General features: G+C 39.3%; 16 protein-coding genes. 9 read left to right on the top strand and 7 right to left on the bottom strand.

Annotated elements, in window-relative coordinates:
* The 3 genes from BVH04_RS05720 to BVH04_RS05710 all read left to right on the top strand — a co-directional run bounded on the left by BVH04_RS05720 (nt 1) and on the right by BVH04_RS05710 (nt 2,611).
* Nucleotides 1-549, top strand: coding sequence for a hypothetical protein (locus BVH04_RS05720; RefSeq protein WP_086540380.1), 549 nt, complete (start codon nt 1-3; stop codon nt 547-549).
* A gap of 302 nt (nt 550-851) precedes the next feature.
* Nucleotides 852-1,121 (top strand): hypothetical protein, encoded by a 270-nt coding sequence (locus BVH04_RS05715; RefSeq protein WP_086540378.1) that lies wholly within the window; start codon nt 852-854, stop codon nt 1,119-1,121.
* A 374-nt stretch (nt 1,122-1,495) separates the two neighbouring features.
* Complete coding sequence (locus BVH04_RS05710; RefSeq protein ID WP_169714365.1) at nt 1,496-2,611, top strand: carboxypeptidase-like regulatory domain-containing protein; 1,116 nt, start codon at nt 1,496-1,498, stop codon at nt 2,609-2,611.
* A gap of 35 nt (nt 2,612-2,646) precedes the next feature.
* Here the strand turns inward: BVH04_RS05710 and BVH04_RS05705 are convergent, their stop codons facing one another.
* The 3 genes from BVH04_RS05705 to BVH04_RS05695 form a co-directional block, all read right to left on the bottom strand.
* Complete coding sequence (locus BVH04_RS05705) at nt 2,647-5,046, bottom strand: hybrid sensor histidine kinase/response regulator (protein WP_086540374.1); 2,400 nt, start codon at nt 5,044-5,046, stop codon at nt 2,647-2,649.
* 75 nt (nt 5,047-5,121) lie between these two features.
* On the bottom strand, nt 5,122-6,000 hold the full coding sequence (locus BVH04_RS05700) for a 3-hydroxyacyl-CoA dehydrogenase (protein ID WP_086540372.1): 879 nt from the start codon (nt 5,998-6,000) through the stop codon (nt 5,122-5,124).
* A gap of 26 nt (nt 6,001-6,026) precedes the next feature.
* The gene (locus BVH04_RS05695) at nt 6,027-6,794 is read right to left on the bottom strand and encodes an SDR family NAD(P)-dependent oxidoreductase (protein ID WP_086540471.1); all 768 of its coding nucleotides are present in this window, start codon (nt 6,792-6,794) and stop codon (nt 6,027-6,029) included.
* A gap of 261 nt (nt 6,795-7,055) precedes the next feature.
* Between BVH04_RS05695 and BVH04_RS05690 the strand changes: the two genes are divergently transcribed.
* The 3 genes from BVH04_RS05690 to fabF all read left to right on the top strand — a co-directional run bounded on the left by BVH04_RS05690 (nt 7,056) and on the right by fabF (nt 9,933).
* Nucleotides 7,056-8,036, top strand: a complete 981-nt coding sequence (locus BVH04_RS05690; protein WP_086540371.1) for a zinc-dependent alcohol dehydrogenase family protein — start codon at nt 7,056-7,058, stop codon at nt 8,034-8,036.
* 73 nt (nt 8,037-8,109) lie between these two features.
* Entirely contained in the window at nt 8,110-8,532 is a 423-nt protein-coding gene (locus BVH04_RS05685) for a hypothetical protein (RefSeq protein WP_086540369.1), read from the top strand.
* Nucleotides 8,533-8,679: 147 nt separating this feature from the next.
* Complete coding sequence (gene fabF, locus BVH04_RS05680) at nt 8,680-9,933, top strand: beta-ketoacyl-ACP synthase II (RefSeq protein ID WP_086540367.1); 1,254 nt, start codon at nt 8,680-8,682, stop codon at nt 9,931-9,933.
* 272 nt (nt 9,934-10,205) lie between these two features.
* Here the strand turns inward: fabF and trpS are convergent, their stop codons facing one another.
* A complete protein-coding gene (trpS, locus tag BVH04_RS05675; protein WP_086540365.1) occupies nt 10,206-11,180 on the bottom strand; it encodes a tryptophan--tRNA ligase in 975 nt (324 codons plus the stop codon).
* A 70-nt stretch (nt 11,181-11,250) separates the two neighbouring features.
* Here trpS and BVH04_RS05670 point away from each other — a divergent pair, with 70 nt between their 5' ends.
* Both BVH04_RS05670 and BVH04_RS05665 read left to right on the top strand, forming a co-directional pair.
* A complete protein-coding gene (locus BVH04_RS05670) occupies nt 11,251-12,345 on the top strand; it encodes a DUF1573 domain-containing protein (RefSeq protein WP_086540363.1) in 1,095 nt (364 codons plus the stop codon).
* A gap of 118 nt (nt 12,346-12,463) precedes the next feature.
* Complete coding sequence (locus tag BVH04_RS05665) at nt 12,464-12,685, top strand: hypothetical protein (protein WP_086540362.1); 222 nt, start codon at nt 12,464-12,466, stop codon at nt 12,683-12,685.
* A 236-nt stretch (nt 12,686-12,921) separates the two neighbouring features.
* Here BVH04_RS05665 and BVH04_RS05660 read toward each other — a convergent pair whose 3' ends face one another.
* Together BVH04_RS05660 and BVH04_RS05655 are read right to left on the bottom strand one after the other, a co-directional pair.
* Nucleotides 12,922-13,347, bottom strand: coding sequence for a response regulator (locus BVH04_RS05660; RefSeq protein WP_086540361.1), 426 nt, complete (start codon nt 13,345-13,347; stop codon nt 12,922-12,924).
* A gap of 220 nt (nt 13,348-13,567) precedes the next feature.
* Nucleotides 13,568-14,773, bottom strand: coding sequence for an acyl-CoA dehydrogenase family protein (locus BVH04_RS05655; protein WP_086540360.1), 1,206 nt, complete (start codon nt 14,771-14,773; stop codon nt 13,568-13,570).
* Nucleotides 14,774-15,095: 322 nt separating this feature from the next.
* On the opposite strand from BVH04_RS05655, the gene BVH04_RS05650 reads away from it, so the two are divergent.
* Nucleotides 15,096-16,055 (top strand): tryptophan 2,3-dioxygenase family protein, encoded by a 960-nt coding sequence (locus BVH04_RS05650; protein WP_086540359.1) that lies wholly within the window; start codon nt 15,096-15,098, stop codon nt 16,053-16,055.
* 275 nt (nt 16,056-16,330) lie between these two features.
* On the opposite strand, the gene BVH04_RS05645 is transcribed toward BVH04_RS05650, so the two are convergent.
* Nucleotides 16,331-17,941: an amidohydrolase family protein gene (locus tag BVH04_RS05645; protein ID WP_140160528.1), complete on the bottom strand. Its 1,611-nt coding sequence runs from the start codon at nt 17,939-17,941 to the stop codon at nt 16,331-16,333.
* Nucleotides 17,942-18,160: the final 219 nt, after the last annotated feature.

Genomic DNA, 18,160 nt, shown 5'->3' with positions numbered 1-18,160 from the left:
ATGGAATTTATATTAGGTGCTATTTTTGGATTTGTGTGTTTCTTTTTTGTAAGATATTTAAAGAAACAAATTCATGAAAAAAAGGGGGTGAAATCCAAAGAATATAAAAATATGCCTTTCAAAGAGAAGTTGAGAGATACTATAAGGCACATTGTGTTTGAGTATAATATTAAAAGAAAGAATAATGATTTCTTGCTGAATATATATTTTGATGGTATTCAGTTAATGCAAATTATGCACAGATCACATTTTCCTGAACTTTGCAAGTCAGAGTATGATGTTTCCTTTGGGCTGGCTTTATATATTCCTACAAAAAGTATGAGTATTAATCAAATTGAATCATTAAAATTACTGTTGCATGAAGAAAGTGAGATTATAAAGCATGTAGATGGAGGGGAGATATCTTATTTTATAGTTGATTTAGGTACTCGAATTAGGTTTGGAGGTTATTTGTTAACTAGAATAATTAAAGAGGTGTTTAATGAGCAAGAAAGTAAGATGAGTCTAAAACTTTTTTCTGAAGGTGAATTACCCTATCAATTAAACTAATTGTAATTTAATGTGAACATATGAGTTTCTTTGAGATTTCAATTCTCGTATAATGATTTTTTTTATTATGTATAAAAGTATAGAGATGTCCATTTAGATCAGACTAAAACAACAAAACTCCCGGCGGATATGCCACTACTTGGCTCAATGCAGGTAGAAACCGAACTCTTGGCCCTTCCCGATCACAGGAAGTGCAGCAAGGCGACAGCGTGGAGCTTGGTGTTCCCGTACAGTAGTCGGGAGGAAAGTACGTCGATCCTAAGAAATTCAAGTTGTCACCAGCCAGCTTTGTACGATCAGGAATGGACAAGAAGCTAATCCAGCAGCTCACCGAATACGGTCAGAATCTCAGTACAGTAGGAATCAACGAAATCGCCATCGCCAATGTGATCGCGCTGGTGATTACGGAGCTGCAACAGAAACCCGTGCCAGAAGCTTACTTGGGATATGCATTGTATGATTCAGATTCTACACTCTATGAACAAGGAAAAGTAATCCTTTCCAAAAAAGGCAAGAAACAAACACGAGGAACTGATCAAAAAGATCGCTGTTCCAAAGGATGGCTACATTGAAACCTACTTGGTCAATGAGACTTCTGACGATGAATGGATAAGAAATAGATTAGTTATAAGGTCAGAATCTTTAGAGAATGCAGGAATTGTTGATAAGCCCAAAGATTTCCTTTATTCATATGCTAGAAATCCCGCGACGTCGGGCAAGTATTCAGGATTGAAAGTCTTAGTGAGTTAGATTATTAGTGATTTTCAATTGTTTTCCAATAACTTATGGTTAAGGATAGTAAGGTGTAATTACATATAACCACTGTACGGATTACACCCAGCCACCACGATGATTTGACTTAACCTAGAAGGGGAAGACCAAGTTATAAGTGAAAAGTCAAAACTATTACTTATTTGCATTGATGAATTCAAACAAGCCTACTTCCATGCTATTAAAGATTTTTTTAGGCTTGTTTTTGTTTTTTGGAAGCTTCTCTGCAAATGCTCAGGCTATTTTCAAAGGTACTATTGTAGATTTTGAAACTGGAGAAGCGATTCCATACGCCACAGTATTTTTGGCTAATACTACCCTAGGTACAACTACCGACGAGGAAGGGAAGTTTTCTATGTATTTACCTAACGGAAACTATGAAGTAATTATCCGAATACTCGGGTATGAAGGGCTCACATTTAATCTTCCTGCGTCTATGGTGCAGCCTCAGGGATACAAATTTATGCTTGTATCTGTGGATGAAGACTTAGATGAAATGGAGGTGAATGAAACTCGTGATCCTGCTTGGTATAGAAATTTGGATGATTTCAAGAGATATTTCTTAGGTACTTCTCTGAATGGAAAAGCCTGTGAAATAGAAAATGAATTGTCAATGATTCTAGATGATCAATCTGAACCTGGAGCATTAATAGCTTCCTCTAGAGATATTCTAAAAATAAACAATCCAAATCTGGGCTATAGGCTTGATTACCTGCTCAATGACTTTCGGTTTAATTACAAAATAGGATTTGTCACTTATGGTGGATATCCTCTGTTTATCCCTGATTCAACTCTGTCTCGGCGAAAGCAGAGAAGAGTGGAAAGGAATCGGTTGGAAGCATATTATGGAAGTTTTCAGCATTTCATGCGGTCTATTTATGCTGGGAAATCAGTTGCCGAGGGTTTCGAGATAAGAAGACTTTACCGTAAGGATGATCCTGTTCATAAGGGCAAATTCATAGATAGCCTTGGAACTGAACTTATTACTTCCATAGATATCCGCAGAAACAGGGAGAGAAGAGAATATTTGGAATTCTCTGATCATATTCTTGTAACCTATCAGAATGAAAAAGAAAGTCCCCAATACGTCCTTGGAATGGGTAGGGGAGTTCGCAAAAGTCAATCTTCCAGCATGCGGATGACAGTGGATTCACTGGAGATTTTTGAAAATGGAAGTTTATCTGATCCCTTCGGCGTTGTGGTAGAAGGTTATATAGGTTGGGAGCGAGTCGGGGATCTTTTGCCCATCGACTATTTCCCCGAAGTTGAGTACATAAGGGGAGTACAGTAGCTATCTGCAATACTTATTTTCCTTCGCCAAATACGTTACATGTCTATATCCAGCTTGATATTTTCCAAGTAAAGCGCTTTTTCTACGCTGGCATAAAGTAACTCTTGATCTATTGGCTTGGTGATGTAGTCATCCATTCCAATTGCAAAAACACGGGCTTTGGTATTCTCAGTCGTGTCGGCAGTCACAGCAATGATCGGAATATCTTTAGAATTCATTCCCGAATTCCCAGATCGTATCTGCTCGGTAGCCTCGTACCCATCCATTTCAGGCATTTGGAGATCCATCAGCACTAGGTTATAGGCCTTTGTTTTTATGGCTTCCAAAGCTTCCAGACCGTGGTTTGCAAAGTCAAAGCTGACGCCCTTCCATTTTCGGAGGATTGATTTGATGACTAATTGATTTACCATATTGTCTTCTACTACCAGAAAATGCTTGCCCTGCATAAGTTTTTCTGATTGTGCAGAAGTCAATAACTCTTGATTTTTTGGAGTTGAAATAGATCTTTCAAGCTCGATTTTAATTTTTACCTGTGTGCCTTCATATTTCACACTACTCACTTCTATAGTACCTTCATGAAGATCAACTAATGCTTTTACGATACAAAGTCCAATTCCAAAACCGCCGTATTTCCGTTTGTCATTTATTTGTTCTTGGCTAAATGAATCAAAAATCCGATTAAGTTTTTCTTTGGCAATGCCGACTCCCGTATCCTCAATCTGTAAAATGAGTGCAAGCCTATTTCCTTGTTTTTCCTCTGTGTTCACTGTCAGTTTGATTTGACCTTTCTGTGTGAATTTAGTGGCATTTTCCAGCACATTTGAGATGATTTGTTTCAACCGAACAGGGTCGCCAATTAGCTTTGTGTTGATTTCGTTATGCTCTTGGTAAATAAATTCCAGTCCCTTCTCACGGGATTTTTGGTTGGTGACAAGCTTCAATTCATGGAGGATTTTCTGTAGATCAAATTCTACATGCGCAAGCTTCAACTCACCTTTTTCTATTTTGGAATAATCCAGAATATCATTGATAGAGCCAAGCAAAGACATGGAGGAATATTGAATTACTTCCAGATTTTTCTTGATCGTGGGATCATCGGTTCGGCTTATTATTGACTTGGATAGCCCCAAAATAGCATTTAGTGGAGTCCTGAGTTCATGACTCATGTTTGAGAGAAAATAGGTTTTCATGTCGTTGGATTCCTCCGCACGCATCAGCGCTAATTCCTGTATTTCCTCTTTTTCTGTTTTGAGCTGGCGAATTCTATTTGCCATTGAAAGTGAGAGGAAGATTATTTCTACTCCAGTCCCTATTTTGGAAGCATTGGCTGTTAAAAATGAATTAGGGATCAGTGAAAAATTATTCAAAATGAAAATCACAAAACCGAGTGTTAAGAATGCAATGCCCACAGTAAAGAAAAGATCAATATGGGCCTTACTTAGATAGCTTTTGAAAATCGTGATGATGATTAGAATAAGCATCAAAAAGCCCAGGATGTTGACCGCTGGATAATAAAGTGCTTGTCCTGGAGTGTATGCTATGATCAATACAAAAAGTATCGCATGGGCTAGGAATAATAGCTGAAAGAATTTTTTGATGAATTTTGATAATTCTACTGCCTTAAGGTAAACGTAACTATAGGCACCAAGTGCCAAGGAACTAAGTGCAGCAAAGATCAGAAGGGAACGATTGGCAAACCATCCAGGCTCTAGGGTGATGTATTGGAAGAAGTATCCATCCAGATTCAAATGGAGCAATGCCACAGAGAGCACGTATGCCACATAGAAGATGAAACTGGATTCCTTCATTGCAAAATAAAAAAAGAGGTAAGTAACTCCTGCTAAAAAAAGAATACCATAGAAGAAACCGAAAATCAGTTGGGTGAAGTATGAAGAAGTAACTAGCGAGGAAGTATCATTCAGTAAAAGAGGTAGATTAATTACTTCGCCGTCGCTTTGATATTTGATGTAAAAATTTGAGTTGGAGTTGGCCGAAATCGTAATCGGAAAGATCATCTTTCTATGCTTGAAAGGTCTATCCTCAAACTTTATCATATCTCCGCTCAACTGATCTGAGATGATTTTCCCTTGAGATAATTGGTATAAATGAACCACATCGGTGATTGGTCTGGCGGTTTCCAAATAGACAGTCTGAGGCTGATCCGTGTCATTTTCTAAAGAAAATCTTAACCAGAATGTCTGGTCTGTAAATCCAAGATCAGTAATAGGGTTTAGTAGATAATGAAAATCCAGTGAGTTCTCCAGCTCTAGGATTTCATTCAAAGTATAATCAGCAGAATCAACTCGTGCGATTTCTGCTTGGGCATGAATTGAAACAGGAAATGTTAATTCTTTGCTTATGGAAATCTGTGCTTGGCCGCTTTTGGTAAGCAGAAACAGAAAACCAAAAGCAAAGCAAAAATAAAAGTGCTTCATTGCGATATAATAAGGGTATAAGCAATTACGAACTGATTCTCAAACTAGATCTTATTTACTCTGAAATCGATTAGATTATTTTAGAAAATCTTCATGTTTATACCTAGGGTTTGGGTAAGTATAAAAGCCTTCTCCTGATTTGGTTCCCAATTTCCCTTCATCCACATAGGTTTTAAGTAGCGCCGCAAAAGCTCGCGAAGCTGGATTTCTTCTAGCGGTAGTAATATGCCATGCCGTATCCAAACCCACATTATCCAAAATCCCGAAAGGACCCGCCGACATACCGAAATTCACCATCCAGGATTTGTCGATAGCTTCTACTTCAGCGATTTCTCCAGTTAAAAGTCTTCCTGCTGCATCTATCCAAGCTATTAATAAGGTATTGAAAATGTAGCCTGAGTTTTCCTTTTTAATCAAAATAGGCACTTGATTTAGCTTTCTTCCAAGATCTTCCAATATGCCGATTATCTCTGTTGACGTGCCTGCATGTGGCATGATATCCACGACTCTGGAATAGAAAACATCATGAAAATGAAAAGCACAGAATTTCTCTGGTCTTCCGGAAACTTGTGCAAATTGAGAGGGCAGCAAATAGGAGGTGTTGGTGGTGAAAATGGTGTGCATGGGAGCATTCTCACCTATTTCTTTCCAAACCTTTGTTTTAATATCGGGATCTTCAGTGACACTTTCGCTGATCAGATCCACATTTTGAAGTGTTTCTTTAAGATTCTGAGAAAAGAAAATTCTTCCCAGAGCCTGAATTCCTTCTTCTTCAACTATCTGTTTGGATCGAGTTAAGTGATCCACCAGCTTTTTCATCGAGCTTTGTGATCTGTTTAGGCTTTTCTCATGAATATCATATACGTTCACTTGATAACCTGAAATCGCAGCTTGAAGCCCTATTCTGGTTCCTAGGTTGCCAGCGCCTATAATACCGATTGTATTAATATTCATTAAGGATTGATTTCCAGTTAAATTAATTAAATAGTAAATCCGCCATCAGAAGTGAAGACAGAACCTGTGGTGTAAGACGCGGCAGGTGAAGCTAAGAAAAGCGCCATTGCACCAATTTCTTCTGCTGAACCTACGCGTTTGATAGCGAGTTTTTTCATTACCATGCTCATAGTTTTCTCATCAGACCATAACGGTTCTGAGAATTTGGTCTCTATCAAACCTGGGCAAATGACGTTCACTCTGATTTTAGCTTCTCCCCATTCCTTGGCTAATACCTTGGTCAGGGAGATCAAAGCAGCTTTGCTCACGCTATAGATGCCCAATCCATGTTCCGGTGAAATGCCACCTATCGAACTGATGTTAATCACTGAGGCATTGGAGGATTTTCTCAGGTGAGGCCAGCATAGTTTTGACAGTTCGAATGGAGCCTTTAGGTTCACATTCATTATTTTGTCAAAAGCTTCCGAACTCGTTTCATGCACTGGGCCGAAAACAGGGCTTGTTGCGGCATTATTTACCAGGATATCCAATTGCCCGCATGATTCAATGGTTTTCTCTACCAGATTTTTTAATTCCTCCAAGTTTCCCACATTGCAGGCTATGCCCATTGCTTCGTATCCTTTGGCTTTTAGCTGATTGGCCATTTCATCCACAGCTTCTTGTTTTCGGCTGCAAAGCACAACTTTTGCTCCAGCAGCGGCAAAAATTTCTGCAATGCAAAAGCCGATTCCTTTGCTAGCTCCGGTAATGAGCGCAACTTTTCCATCGAGGGAGAATAGTGAAGATAGATCCATAAGTAGGTTTTTTTCTTCTTTCAAGATAAATAAAGATAAATAGTAAGCCTGAACGAATGGAGAATATTCTTAGTTAATCCAAGAATAATATGATTATCCGTATTTGTGCCAGTAAACATAAATTCCTTGATTTACAGGTTGGAAGACCGAACTAGGCTCAAAACTAGTGTTTTAACGTATATCAAGCTGTTTTTTGACTCATTAATGGTACAGTTGTGGATAATTAGAAATCGTAAATTCCAAATCAAATTTTAGCTAACTATGAAAGAAGTAATTTTTGAAAAAACAGGAAAGCCTGAAGATGTTTTGCAGGTAAAAGAATCAGCAGCACCGGAGCCCGAAGCTCATGAGATTCAGATAGAAGTAAAAGCAAGAAATATCAATCCTTCTGATCTGATGTTCATTCAGGGGCGGTATGGAATCCAGCCTAATTTGCCAAGTAGTGCTGGTTTTGAAGCAGCCGGAATAGTAAGTAAATCGGATGCTGAGGGTAAATTCTCAGTAGGTACCAGAGTGATGTTTACAGCTCAGGGAACCAGTACAGGCACCTGGAGAGAATACATCACGCTACCGGCCAAGCAGGTTATTCCTATGCCAGATGGAATGTCTTTTGAAGTGGCCTGTCAGGCTTTTGTAAATCCCGTGACTGCTGTGGCATTGGTCAATAAATCTGAGTTGAAAGCTGGAGAATGGCTTTTGCTTACGGCTGGCGCATCGGCTTTTGGGAAATTTGCAATCCAAGTAGCGAAATCCAAAGGAATTAAAGTGGCTTGTACTGTTCGTCACGATGAGCAGAAAAAATACTTAGCTGATCTTGGTGCTGATCTCGTCATCAATACAGAGAAAGAAGACTTGAAAAAGGAAATATCCGTGCTTGTGAGTGAAGGAGTTTCTGCCGTTTTTGATGCTGTGGGTGGAGAGCTTGGAGCCACAGCCTTGACCTGTATCAAGCAGTTTGGAAAGATGTACGTTTTCGGTGTTTTGAGTGGAAAAAATATGCCTACAAATACTGGAATGATGATTTTCAAAGAAGTTTCTATTGAGGGATTTTGGCTGAGCAGTTTTTTACAGAGAATTTCCAAAGAAGAAAGAGCTAAGCTTTACAAAGAAACTCAAGCTTTTCTGATGAGTGATGATTCTAAGGCTGAAGTCGCTGAGAAGTTTCCATTGACAGAAGTGAAGGCCGCAATCGAAGCTTATCACAAACCTGGCAGAAATGGAAAAATCCTTTTGGTGAGTTAATTTCTTTGAAATAGTTCTTCATAAAAAAAGAGATTTCCCATCTTTGCATTTCAAATCAAAAAAACCGAACAGAATGAATTGGGATACGCTGGACAAAGAGCTTACCGAAATAGTAGAAAAGAGAAATCGACTTGCCTCTATGAAATATAGCGACGAAAGCTATGATGACCTGGAAGAAGAGCTTCATGACTTGGAAGATGATTTCAACGAAAACTATGAGGATAGACTTGAAGCTGAAATTGAAAAAATTCAAGATAAGTTGAAGTCTGACACGGACATTCTTTTGCCTACAGCATATATCGCAAATGCTTATAGGCCACTTCTTCCTGATGCCAATGGCATCGTGAGCTATGAAGTAGCAGGTCATCAGGGCGTGCCAATCGAGTCAGAACAGTTTGATAAGCAAGACGTTCGCATCGTTTTGATTCCAAATCCAGCGAGATTTGTGATGCTGATCAACGGCAGACAGCTGAAGGATCTTTGGAGAAGTAGATAGGTATTAAGTAGCAAGTGATAAGTATTAAGATGTTAGATTTTAGAATCAAGAATCTAGATATAAGACATAAGTAATTTGAAAGACCTGGTGAATAGCCGGGTTTTTTCATTCGAATGAATTATTTTTTCCCTGATTTAAATTAAAACAATGAACTCAAAAAGAGTAGTAATTACAGGTTTGGGAGCTTTAACTGCTCTTGGAAATGACGTAAAGTCTAACTGGCAAAACGCGAAAGAAGGAAAAAATGGTGCCGGTGCGATTACGTATTTTAATACGGAGAAATTCAAAACCAGATTTGCCAGCGAAATCAAGAATTTTGACCCTACGCTGAAACTAGACAGAAATGAGATCAGACGATCTGACCTGTATACCCAATATGGTTTGTTTGCAGCTGCTGAAGCGATGGAAGATGCAGGTTTGGATGTATCCCAACTTGACTCACCATTTGATGGCGGTGTGATATGGGGAACGAGCCAAGGCGGCATGAATACTTTTGAAAAGGAGATGAAAGAGTTTGTGGGAAATGATCTAAACCCACGATTCAATCCTTTTTTCATCCCAAAATACTTAGTGAATATGGCTTCAGGAGTCATTTCGATGAAATACGGCTTTATGGGAATCAACTATACTCCTGTGACCGCCTGCGCTTCTTCCAACAGTGCAATCATGGATGCATTCAATTATATCAAATGGGGAAAAGCTAAGGTGATCATCACCGGTGGTTCGGATGCTCCCATCACGGAAGCAGCCATGGGAGGTTTCAATGCCTTAAAGGCGCTTTCCACACGAAATGAAAATCCTGCCATCGCTTCAAGACCTTTTGATGCTGAGCGGGATGGTTTTGTGATGGGAGAGGGTGCGGCTGCTTTGATCCTAGAAGAATATGAGCATGCTAAAAAGCGTGGAGCAAAAATCTATGGTGAGGTGGTAGGAGCCGCGATGACTGCTGATGCATATCATTTGACGGCCACTCATCCACAGGGAGAAGGAGCTTACCATTGTATGAAGTTTGCCTTGGAAGAAGCTGGCCTTAGTATTCATGAAGTGGATTACCTAAATGCACATGCTACTTCTACACCAACAGGAGATCTGAGTGAGATTAAAGCTATTTCAAGGCTCTCTGCTGGCGCTTATGATAATCTGCATATTTCGGCTACCAAATCCATGACAGGCCATTTACTTGGTGCTGCAGGAGCTATTGAAGCGATTTTCTGCGTGAAGGCAATTAATGAGGGAGTTGTACCACCAACTATCAATACTGAAAATCTGGATCCAGCCATTCCAGAAGGAATACAGATAGTTACAAAGAATGCTATCGAGAAAAAAGTTACCGTTGCTTTGAGTAATACGTTCGGATTTGGTGGTCATAATGCAACTGTGATTTTTAAGGAGTTTATTTAGTCATTTTAAACCACAGTGTACACAGAGGGTTTCGCAGAGAGCGATAGACTAAGAGTTGCGTAAGGCTGATAAATTTTTATGATGACGGTCTGGCTCGCCTTCTGAATGGAATAAAGGCAAAGCACAAGTAGAAATAAAAATGGCTCCGTCAGATATCGAAGGAGCCATTTTTTTTCGGATTTCAAATCCGTTGATAGAGCTTCGGAATTGCAAATCCCGAAGAGCTCACAAAACGTAGCGCCGCCACGCCGTAGCGAGAAACCAAAAAAGTATTACTTAAACCCCAGTTTCGCTCTAACCTTTTCCAACAATTCCGCTCCTACGGCTTTTGCTTTTTCTTCGCCTGCAGCGAGCTTTTTTTCCACTTCTTCAGGATTGCTCATGTAGTAATCAAAGGCTTTGCGCTCTTCGGAATATTTATTCAAAATAAGCTGCATAAATTCCTTCTTAGCATGACCATAGCCATAATTACCAGCTTCGTATTTTGCTCTCATCTGCTTGGTTTGCTCTGTGGAAGCTACCAAACTATACAGCTTATACACATTGTCGGTATCTGGGTCTTTTGGTTCTTCCAGGCCTTTGCTGTCAGTTACAATACGGTTAATATTAGCCTTCAGTGCTTTTTCAGGAAGAAAAATATCGATATAGTTATTGTAAGACTTACTCATTTTCTGCCCATCAGTGCCTGGAATGGTTTTTACAACCTCATCGATTCTTGCTTCGGGAATAATCAGGATATCTTCACCTACAATTCTATTAAAAGTGGAAGCTATATCCCGGGCCATTTCGAGATGTTGCATTTGATCTTTTCCCACAGGCACCAAATCCGCTGAATACAGCAAAATATCCGAAGTCATCAATACCGGATAGGTAAAAAGTCCGGCATTTACGTCGGAAAGCTTTTCTGACTTGTCCTTGAAGCTGTGCGCATTTGCCAGCATTGGAAAAGGAGTGAAGCAGTTCAGGTACCAAGTCAGTTCCGCTACTTCCGGTCTTCTAGATTGGCGGTAAAAGGTAGTATGCTCAATGTCCAGCCCAAAGGCTAGCCAAGCTGCAGCTACTGCGAGTGTATTTTGCTTGCGTACCTCACCATCCTTTAGAGAGATGAGTGAATGTAAGTCTGCAATAAAAATGAAAGACTCTTCTTTGTTTTCTTTGATCAATTCAATTGCAGGGACAATCGCTCCGAGGATATTCCCCAAGTGTGGTCTGCCGCTACTTTGAATGCCTGTAAGTACTCTTGCCATTGGTGTGATTTTGCTGCAAATTAAGTAAATCAGCCTATAATACGTTTGAAATTATGCGTTAATTGCGGGCATGATTAGAATTGAAAAGACCCTTTATACCCTCATTTTCCTTTGTTTTTTCTCCCAACTTGCACTGGCTCAAGACGCTATAACTCCTAAGCTGATCTGGGCAGTGAACAAGGTGGATTTGGGAACTGTCTTGGAAGAGCAGGGGCCACAGATAGCAGAATTTCAGTTTATCCACACGCAGGATTCTCTTTTTTTCATAGAAAATGTCGTGACAGATTGTGGATGCACTACTGTAGAATATACTAAGGATACTTTGAACGTAGGAGAGAGCGGGACTTTACAAGTATCATTTGACCCATCTTCAGTTGCCGGTTATTTCTCCAGAATGATCGTCGTGAAGGGTAATTTATTTGGTGTTCAGGATACGCTTTTTATAGAAGGAAATGCCATTCCACGGGCTAGTGATCCTGTGGGAACTTATAGAACGCGTAAAGGTGATTTTGGCTTTCGACTAGCTAAAATTAACGTGGGAGAGGTGTTTACTAATGAACCAAAACTGAAACAAGTGGAGGTTTACAATTTTGGTAACAAGCCTTATTATAAAGATAGTCTTCATTTTTTAGGCCCAGAATATATCCAAGTGAATCAGATTACCGATTCGATTATGCCAAATGATCGGGGATTACTTCAGGTATTTTATGACGGGGCTTTGAAAGGGGATCTTGGGTATTTCGAAGATCAAATCTCCCTCAATTGGCAGGATAGTACCACGTTTATTCAGCTAGACGTGCTAGCCGATGTGTTTGAGTACTATGCGCCTTTTGCAAAGGATGACTTGAATATTGTGCCTCAACTAGTTATTGATCCAAAAGAAATTGATCTGAGATCCATCAAGTCAAATGTGATCCAAGTAGAAAATGTGGTGCTGAACAATAGAGGGAAACAAGTGCTGGAAATCAAAAAGGTGCAGGGAAATTGCGAATGTCTTAAACTGGAGCTACCAAAAACCTCACTTAATCCAGGGGAATCTGTTCAGCTCAAAGTAGTATTTGATCCCAAAGGAAGACAGGGGATAGATCAGCGAAATATTTACATTTTCAGCAATGATCCTGTAAATCCAGTTCAGTTATTTTTGCTAAAGAGTAGAGTGGAGTGATTTGCTAAACCTGCCTGTGAAATCGTGGAGGATGGTAATATCCTAAAAGCTCCGGATGGGGAATTTCACTTAGCAATGGTTTAGAGATGGCGATAAACTGGAAGATGCTACCCAGCGAATGCTGATTGTAAATCAAATGGGAGAATATGCTGTAGAATTAACGAATGAAGCTGGCTGCACAACACGACTTGCCACTGTCACCATGACTATTTCGGGGATTTTCAATCCAGGCATCTTGGTCTCTGTGGAATTGAAAATCTATCCAAATCCAGCTTCCTATGAAGTGAAAATCCAAGCATTGGGTGCTCTGGAATTTGCTGATATCGCTGAGGATCTATGATTCGAATGGCTAGGACATCAGCTCCAGTGTAGAAGTATTTCATCAAAGTCTAAATGAAGTAAGCTTAGTAATAATGTTCCTAATTGCTTAAATAAGTGGACTAGTTATGCTACGATTTTAAATGGTTATCGAAACTTGAATTTTCTCCAAGTTTCGATAATCTTACTATCATCTGATTGTTCAAGCTTAAACTGTCCCTAGAATTTAGGAATCAATATTCGGTTTAGTTATTAAAGTTACTTACAGTAGTTTGGGGATTCGCACTTTTGCCAATACTCAACTATTATTTTCAATGTACTTTTTAAATCTTGAAAAGTACAAGGCTTGACAAAAAATCCTTGAATAGATTTTGAGTAAGCGTCTACAACAGCTTCTTGCGCAGCACTTGTTGTGAAAAATAAGTAGGGAATGGTTTTTAATCGAATGTCCTCGTTTTCATGAATTTGCTTTCTTAGCTCTATGCCATTTAGCTTTGGCATATTGATGTCAGAAAAAACGATGAAGGGCTCGATGGTTTTACCGGTCAAATAGGCAAGCGCTTCTTGTCCGTCATTAAAGAAAACTATTTCATTTTTATAATTCAGTTCTTTAAACACTTTACTAAACATCACTTGATCATCATCGTCATCTTCAACAATAACTATTGGTCCGTTCTTATTCATTTTAATTAAAGGATAGTACACAAATGTACGATTTAATTTGCTGTGTTAGGTTATTGAATTATCCTCAAGTACCATTCATAAAGTACATGATGTTTATATACCCTACCACTTACTAATATTTTGCATATATCTTTTTTGTCCTTCCAACTAATTACCTGTTCAAATCCCCACTCTCGCCCTCAGCGTTTACCTCATTGATCTCCGCGGTTTAAAAAAAAAATCATACAAAAGCCGGTATCCCGGTAATCTCCTGTCCCAATATCAACAGGTGAATGTCATGCGTGCCTTCATAGGTGATCACTGATTCCAAGTTCATCATATGACGCATAATTGGATATTCTCCGGTGATGCCCATTCCGCCATGGATTTGTCTGGCTTCACGTGCGACATGTAAGGCCATATCCACATTGTTTCTTTTTGCCATCGAAATGTGGACAGTTTTGGCTTTGCCCTCATTCATCATCTTACCGACTTTCCAAGCAAGCAATTGTGCTTTGGTGATTTCGGTGAGCATTTCTGATAGCTTTTTCTGTATCAACTGAAAGCTTGCAATGGGTTTGCCGAATTGGATACGCTCAGCAGCATACTTTCTGGCAGACTCATAGCAGTCCATCGCAGCGCCAATTGCTCCCCATGCGATACCAAACCGCGCGGAATCCAAGCACATCAAAGGAGCACCAAGACCTGATTTTCCAGGAAGTAGATTCTCCTTTGGAACCTTCACATTGTCAAACACAAGTTCTCCGGTGCATGAAGCACGTAGAGACCACTTTCCGTGAGTTTCTGGCGTACTGAATCCTTCCATTCCACGTTCTACGATCAAACCGTGGATTCTACCCGATTCATCCTTTGCCCAAACAACTGCGATATCAGCTTGGGGAGAATTGGAAATCCACATTTTAGCACCGTTCAGCAGGAAATGATCACCCATATCTTTGAAATTAGTCACCATACCGCTTGGATTGGATCCATGATCTGGCTCGGTAAGTCCAAAGCATCCAAGCATTTCTCCTGAAGCTAGTTTAGGCAAATACTTGTTACGCTGCTCTTCTGATCCGAATTTATAAATGGGATACATCACCAACGAACCCTGCACAGATGCTGTGGATCGCATTCCCGAATCCCCGCGCTCAATCTCCTGCATAATCAATCCGTAAGAAATGTAGTCTACTCCACCGCCGCCATATTGCTCTGGGATTTGTGGGCCAAAAGCTCCAACATCCCCAAATTTCTTGACGATTTCTGTAGGGAAATAAGCGTTCTGAGACCAATCTTCTATGTAAGGTGAAATCTCCCTTTTGACAAAATCCCTAATGGAAGTTCTTATCAATTTATGCTCGTCGGTAAGCAAATTATCAATGTCTAAAAAATCAACTCCATCGAAAGTGTCCTGCTTCAATGACTTTCTGATTTCAACTGACTCCATGTTATTTTTGGTTTATAAAGATGAATCTTTGATTTTTGTCGTGAATTTAACCTGAAATACTGCAATAAGTTTCGTCCTAACCTGTCTCGATCAATTTCAGAAATAGCTAATATTGGTGCAAAAGCAGACCGTTAGTAGAATCAGTCATTGTGAATATCTGGGAATCCTGGTAGACATCGGAACGAAATTAGAACCAAAGTGACTGATTTTAAAGCAATTTTGGCTAGCAGAAGGAATGCCCGGGCATTTTCAGCGCTCTCACCTCGATTCTAATTAACCAGAAAAGAGGATAAAAAACTATCAATTCGATTAAAAAATACTCATGGAGGAATCCCAATTTGATCCTAGGATATTAGATAAAATAGAGCAGCTTCAACAAAAATTCAAAGCTTCGGGTCAGGATATGCTTTCTTACTTGGAAGGTCTTCATTATGCAGATTATCTCACGTATTGGGATTACATCAATTTGGACGTATTACTTTCGTTACAGCAACCGAAAACGTCTTTCAAGGATGAAAAGATCTTCATCATCTATCATCAGATCACAGAGCTATATTTCAAGTTGATTATTTCTGAGATGGAGCAAATAGCTGAACAAAAAGCAATTTCGGACGATTTTTTCCAAAGACGATTGGGGAGAATCAATATGTATTTTGATCAGTTGATTGGCTCATTTGCAGTGATGTGGAAAGGCATGGAGCAGGAGCAGTTTCTGAAATTCCGTATGTCTTTGCTTCCTTCCAGTGGTTTTCAAAGTGCTCAATATCGGGAGATAGAACTGATGGCTGCAGATGCATTTAATTTGGTGGCTTTGGATAAGCGTAAAGACCCTGATTTCCATACGCCTACAGATGTGATTTTTGAAAATCTGTATTGGCAGCAGGGAGCAATAGAACTGGCAACTGGAGAAAAGACCCTTACCCTAAAGAATTTCGAAGCGAAATACAGCAAGAAATTGATGGATTTGATCGATGCATATAAACGCAAAAATATATGGCAACGCTATATAGACCTGTCTGATCCTTCGGATGGATTAACTGAGGCTATGAAGCAATTTGATCTAAAGGCAAATGTGTTTTGGCCTTTGGCTCATTATAAATCTGCAGTCCGTTTTCTGCAAAGAGACCCGGTGGATATTGCTGCAACTGGCGGGACCAACTGGCAGAAATATTTGCCTCCGCGCTTTCAGAAAGTGATTTTTTATCCAGAACTCTGGACTGAGTCTGAGCGGGAAGAGTGGGGTAAAGGCTGGGTTGTGAAGGAGATTTTTGGGGAAGAATAGTTTTTAAAAGTAGCTAGATAATGCGGAGCAAGTATCAAGGACATTACTAGCAAATAGCTTTCTATACTTAATTAGATTTTGAAATATGATGTTGGCTTTTTTGGCTGTAAGGGGACACAAGGAAAATAGGGTTTGCTAAACTATATTATTTAGTTTACTTAGGTCTACGTCTACGGTCTTCAAGCAGCAGATAGGATTCTCTACCCAATAAATCAATGATACTGTAGGCTATTGGAATTATCCGATAGCCATAAGTTGCGTATAATTATGATTGCTTATTTGGGGTAGTTAGCTTTCACAAATGCCTCTGCATTATTATAGCAAAAATCATCAACTAAAGCTTCTGTATCTTCTCTTGATTTGAGGTGGGTGAGATGTATAGCTGTTGGATCTTTACGTGCCTGCTCAATTTTAAAAATAAGATTACTTGAAAAAAGCTCAAATTCTAAAACCGTAGGATAGTGGTCTATAGGATCGATTAAGCCTTCGAAATCTGTACCCAGAGTCATGCATTTCCATACTTTGGATTTTTCGGCTTCGCTGAGATTAGGATTTGCATAAGCAGATTTGGCTATTCCTTCAATATTGTCATAAAGAAGTTCGATTCCATTTCGCTTGGATTTTTTATTCTCTTTAGTGATTCCAAGTATGCGCTGATCAAAGGAAAGTCCGAAAAGTCCATCGGTCTTCACGATCATTTCTATATCCTCTTCACAGACATTGATATTCCAGGCATTGAATTTTTTGCTTTCATCAGAGAAGTCATCTTTTTCAAGATGAAAGCAATCAATATGTTCCTGTAAAGTTTTGACTCCTGAAAACCCACAATGCGAAGCGATAACGGGGATTTTGTCGCCTTTTGCCAGGCATGGTTTGACGATCTGATCATAATATTCTAGACGCCCGCAAGCACTCATGTGCTTGACATCAATAAGGATTCGATAACCTAGCTTCTGGTCTTTTTGAAGGTTTTTGTCCATACCCAATAACTCCAGCACAATCCTTTTTCCATGATCCGTAAAGCCTTTGTTCATATTATCGACTTGATTCAATAATAGTTTGCCTTTGTCAGGAATTGAATGCGCATGACCGCAGAGATTATTGTTGAAGTGATGCGAAAAAGTGATGAAGAAAACAGGGACTTTCCAGTCATTTTTGATTTCCTGAATTCGATTTGAAATTTCATCAATTGAGATTTTCCCTTTTTCCAAAAGGTCAGTTCCCAAAGCATGAGATCCTTCGATGGTCAGTATCATCGTAATCTCATCGTTGTTTTGCAGAGATTCATTTAAGGATTTTTTTGACCCAGGAATCAAATACCGGGCGTTTTCGACCCAAAGCTCGTTTTCAAATTTGGTAGCTCGTTTCTTTTCATTTTCAAAAATCCTTCGCAAAACACCTGTAGTATGAATTTTATTGCTCTCAATTGTTTTTCCGGAGTCCATGAGCACAAACTCAAATTCCCGCTTCAAAGACTCCCAATAATCATAATTTTTTGATTGGACATAATCGACTGTAATTTTGGGAATACGCATATAAAACGTCTGAATCAGATCCCTTAGTGGCAGTTTGTGATGTGTGCTCACTCCGACGGAAATATTGAGCAAATCAGTGGTATTTAGTTTTTCCAATCCTAAGACAAACTGTCGCTCAAGTGGATACAATGAGTTAAAAGTCAATCGTACATTTCCATTCCAGGCCTTTACCAGATCACACTGGCTGTAGGAAGCGCCCATTTTACCCTTTACGTAGCCGGCTCTATTGGATGATATTACCGTCCAAGGACTGAATTCATCCTTTTTTTCATAAGCCTCCCTTTTTTCCTGCATATGCAGATGGGCTCTCATATGATTGTGACAATGCAAATCTGAAAATTTCCTTTTCATAGCTTAGAAGTTTAAAAAAACAGAAATTATAGTAAGTAAAACTTTAGGTTAATTTCCTGATTATTAGGATAAAAAGCAATGTGAATCCGATTTGAAATTATAAATTCTAAATCAATTGTAGATTACTAAATTGAGAAGTTTGATAAACGAGCAATTAAAAACTGGATTCAATTCGCATTTTTAAGAAACCATGCAAAAACATACCCCAACCACTCAGAA

It is taken from the genome of Algoriphagus antarcticus, from assembly GCF_002150685.1.
Lineage (GTDB): Bacteria > Bacteroidota > Bacteroidia > Cytophagales > Cyclobacteriaceae > Algoriphagus > Algoriphagus antarcticus.
Note: the sequence above shows the minus strand (reverse complement) of the source record. Positions and strands in the feature narration are given on the sequence as shown.

Bases quoted from the DNA above. Each gene is read 5' to 3' on its own strand.
- BVH04_RS05720 (WP_086540380.1), top strand. From the start codon at position 1: ATGGAATTTATATTAGGTGCTATTTTTGGATTTGTGTGTTTCTTTTTT.
- BVH04_RS05715 (WP_086540378.1), top strand. From the start codon at position 852: ATGGACAAGAAGCTAATCCAGCAGCTCACCGAATACGGTCAGAATCTC.
- BVH04_RS05710 (WP_169714365.1), top strand. From the start codon at position 1,496: ATGCTATTAAAGATTTTTTTAGGCTTGTTTTTGTTTTTTGGAAGCTTC.
- BVH04_RS05705 (WP_086540374.1), bottom strand. From the start codon at position 5,046: ATGAAGCACTTTTATTTTTGCTTTGCTTTTGGTTTTCTGTTTCTGCTT.
- BVH04_RS05700 (WP_086540372.1), bottom strand. From the start codon at position 6,000: ATGAATATTAATACAATCGGTATTATAGGCGCTGGCAACCTAGGAACC.
- BVH04_RS05695 (WP_086540471.1), bottom strand. From the start codon at position 6,794: ATGGATCTATCTTCACTATTCTCCCTCGATGGAAAAGTTGCGCTCATT.
- BVH04_RS05690 (WP_086540371.1), top strand. From the start codon at position 7,056: ATGAAAGAAGTAATTTTTGAAAAAACAGGAAAGCCTGAAGATGTTTTG.
- BVH04_RS05685 (WP_086540369.1), top strand. From the start codon at position 8,110: ATGAATTGGGATACGCTGGACAAAGAGCTTACCGAAATAGTAGAAAAG.
- fabF (WP_086540367.1), top strand. From the start codon at position 8,680: ATGAACTCAAAAAGAGTAGTAATTACAGGTTTGGGAGCTTTAACTGCT.
- trpS (WP_086540365.1), bottom strand. From the start codon at position 11,180: ATGGCAAGAGTACTTACAGGCATTCAAAGTAGCGGCAGACCACACTTG.
- BVH04_RS05670 (WP_086540363.1), top strand. From the start codon at position 11,251: ATGATTAGAATTGAAAAGACCCTTTATACCCTCATTTTCCTTTGTTTT.
- BVH04_RS05665 (WP_086540362.1), top strand. From the start codon at position 12,464: ATGCTGATTGTAAATCAAATGGGAGAATATGCTGTAGAATTAACGAAT.
- BVH04_RS05660 (WP_086540361.1), bottom strand. From the start codon at position 13,347: ATGAATAAGAACGGACCAATAGTTATTGTTGAAGATGACGATGATGAT.
- BVH04_RS05655 (WP_086540360.1), bottom strand. From the start codon at position 14,773: ATGGAGTCAGTTGAAATCAGAAAGTCATTGAAGCAGGACACTTTCGAT.
- BVH04_RS05650 (WP_086540359.1), top strand. From the start codon at position 15,096: ATGGAGGAATCCCAATTTGATCCTAGGATATTAGATAAAATAGAGCAG.
- BVH04_RS05645 (WP_140160528.1), bottom strand. From the start codon at position 17,941: ATGAAAAGGAAATTTTCAGATTTGCATTGTCACAATCATATGAGAGCC.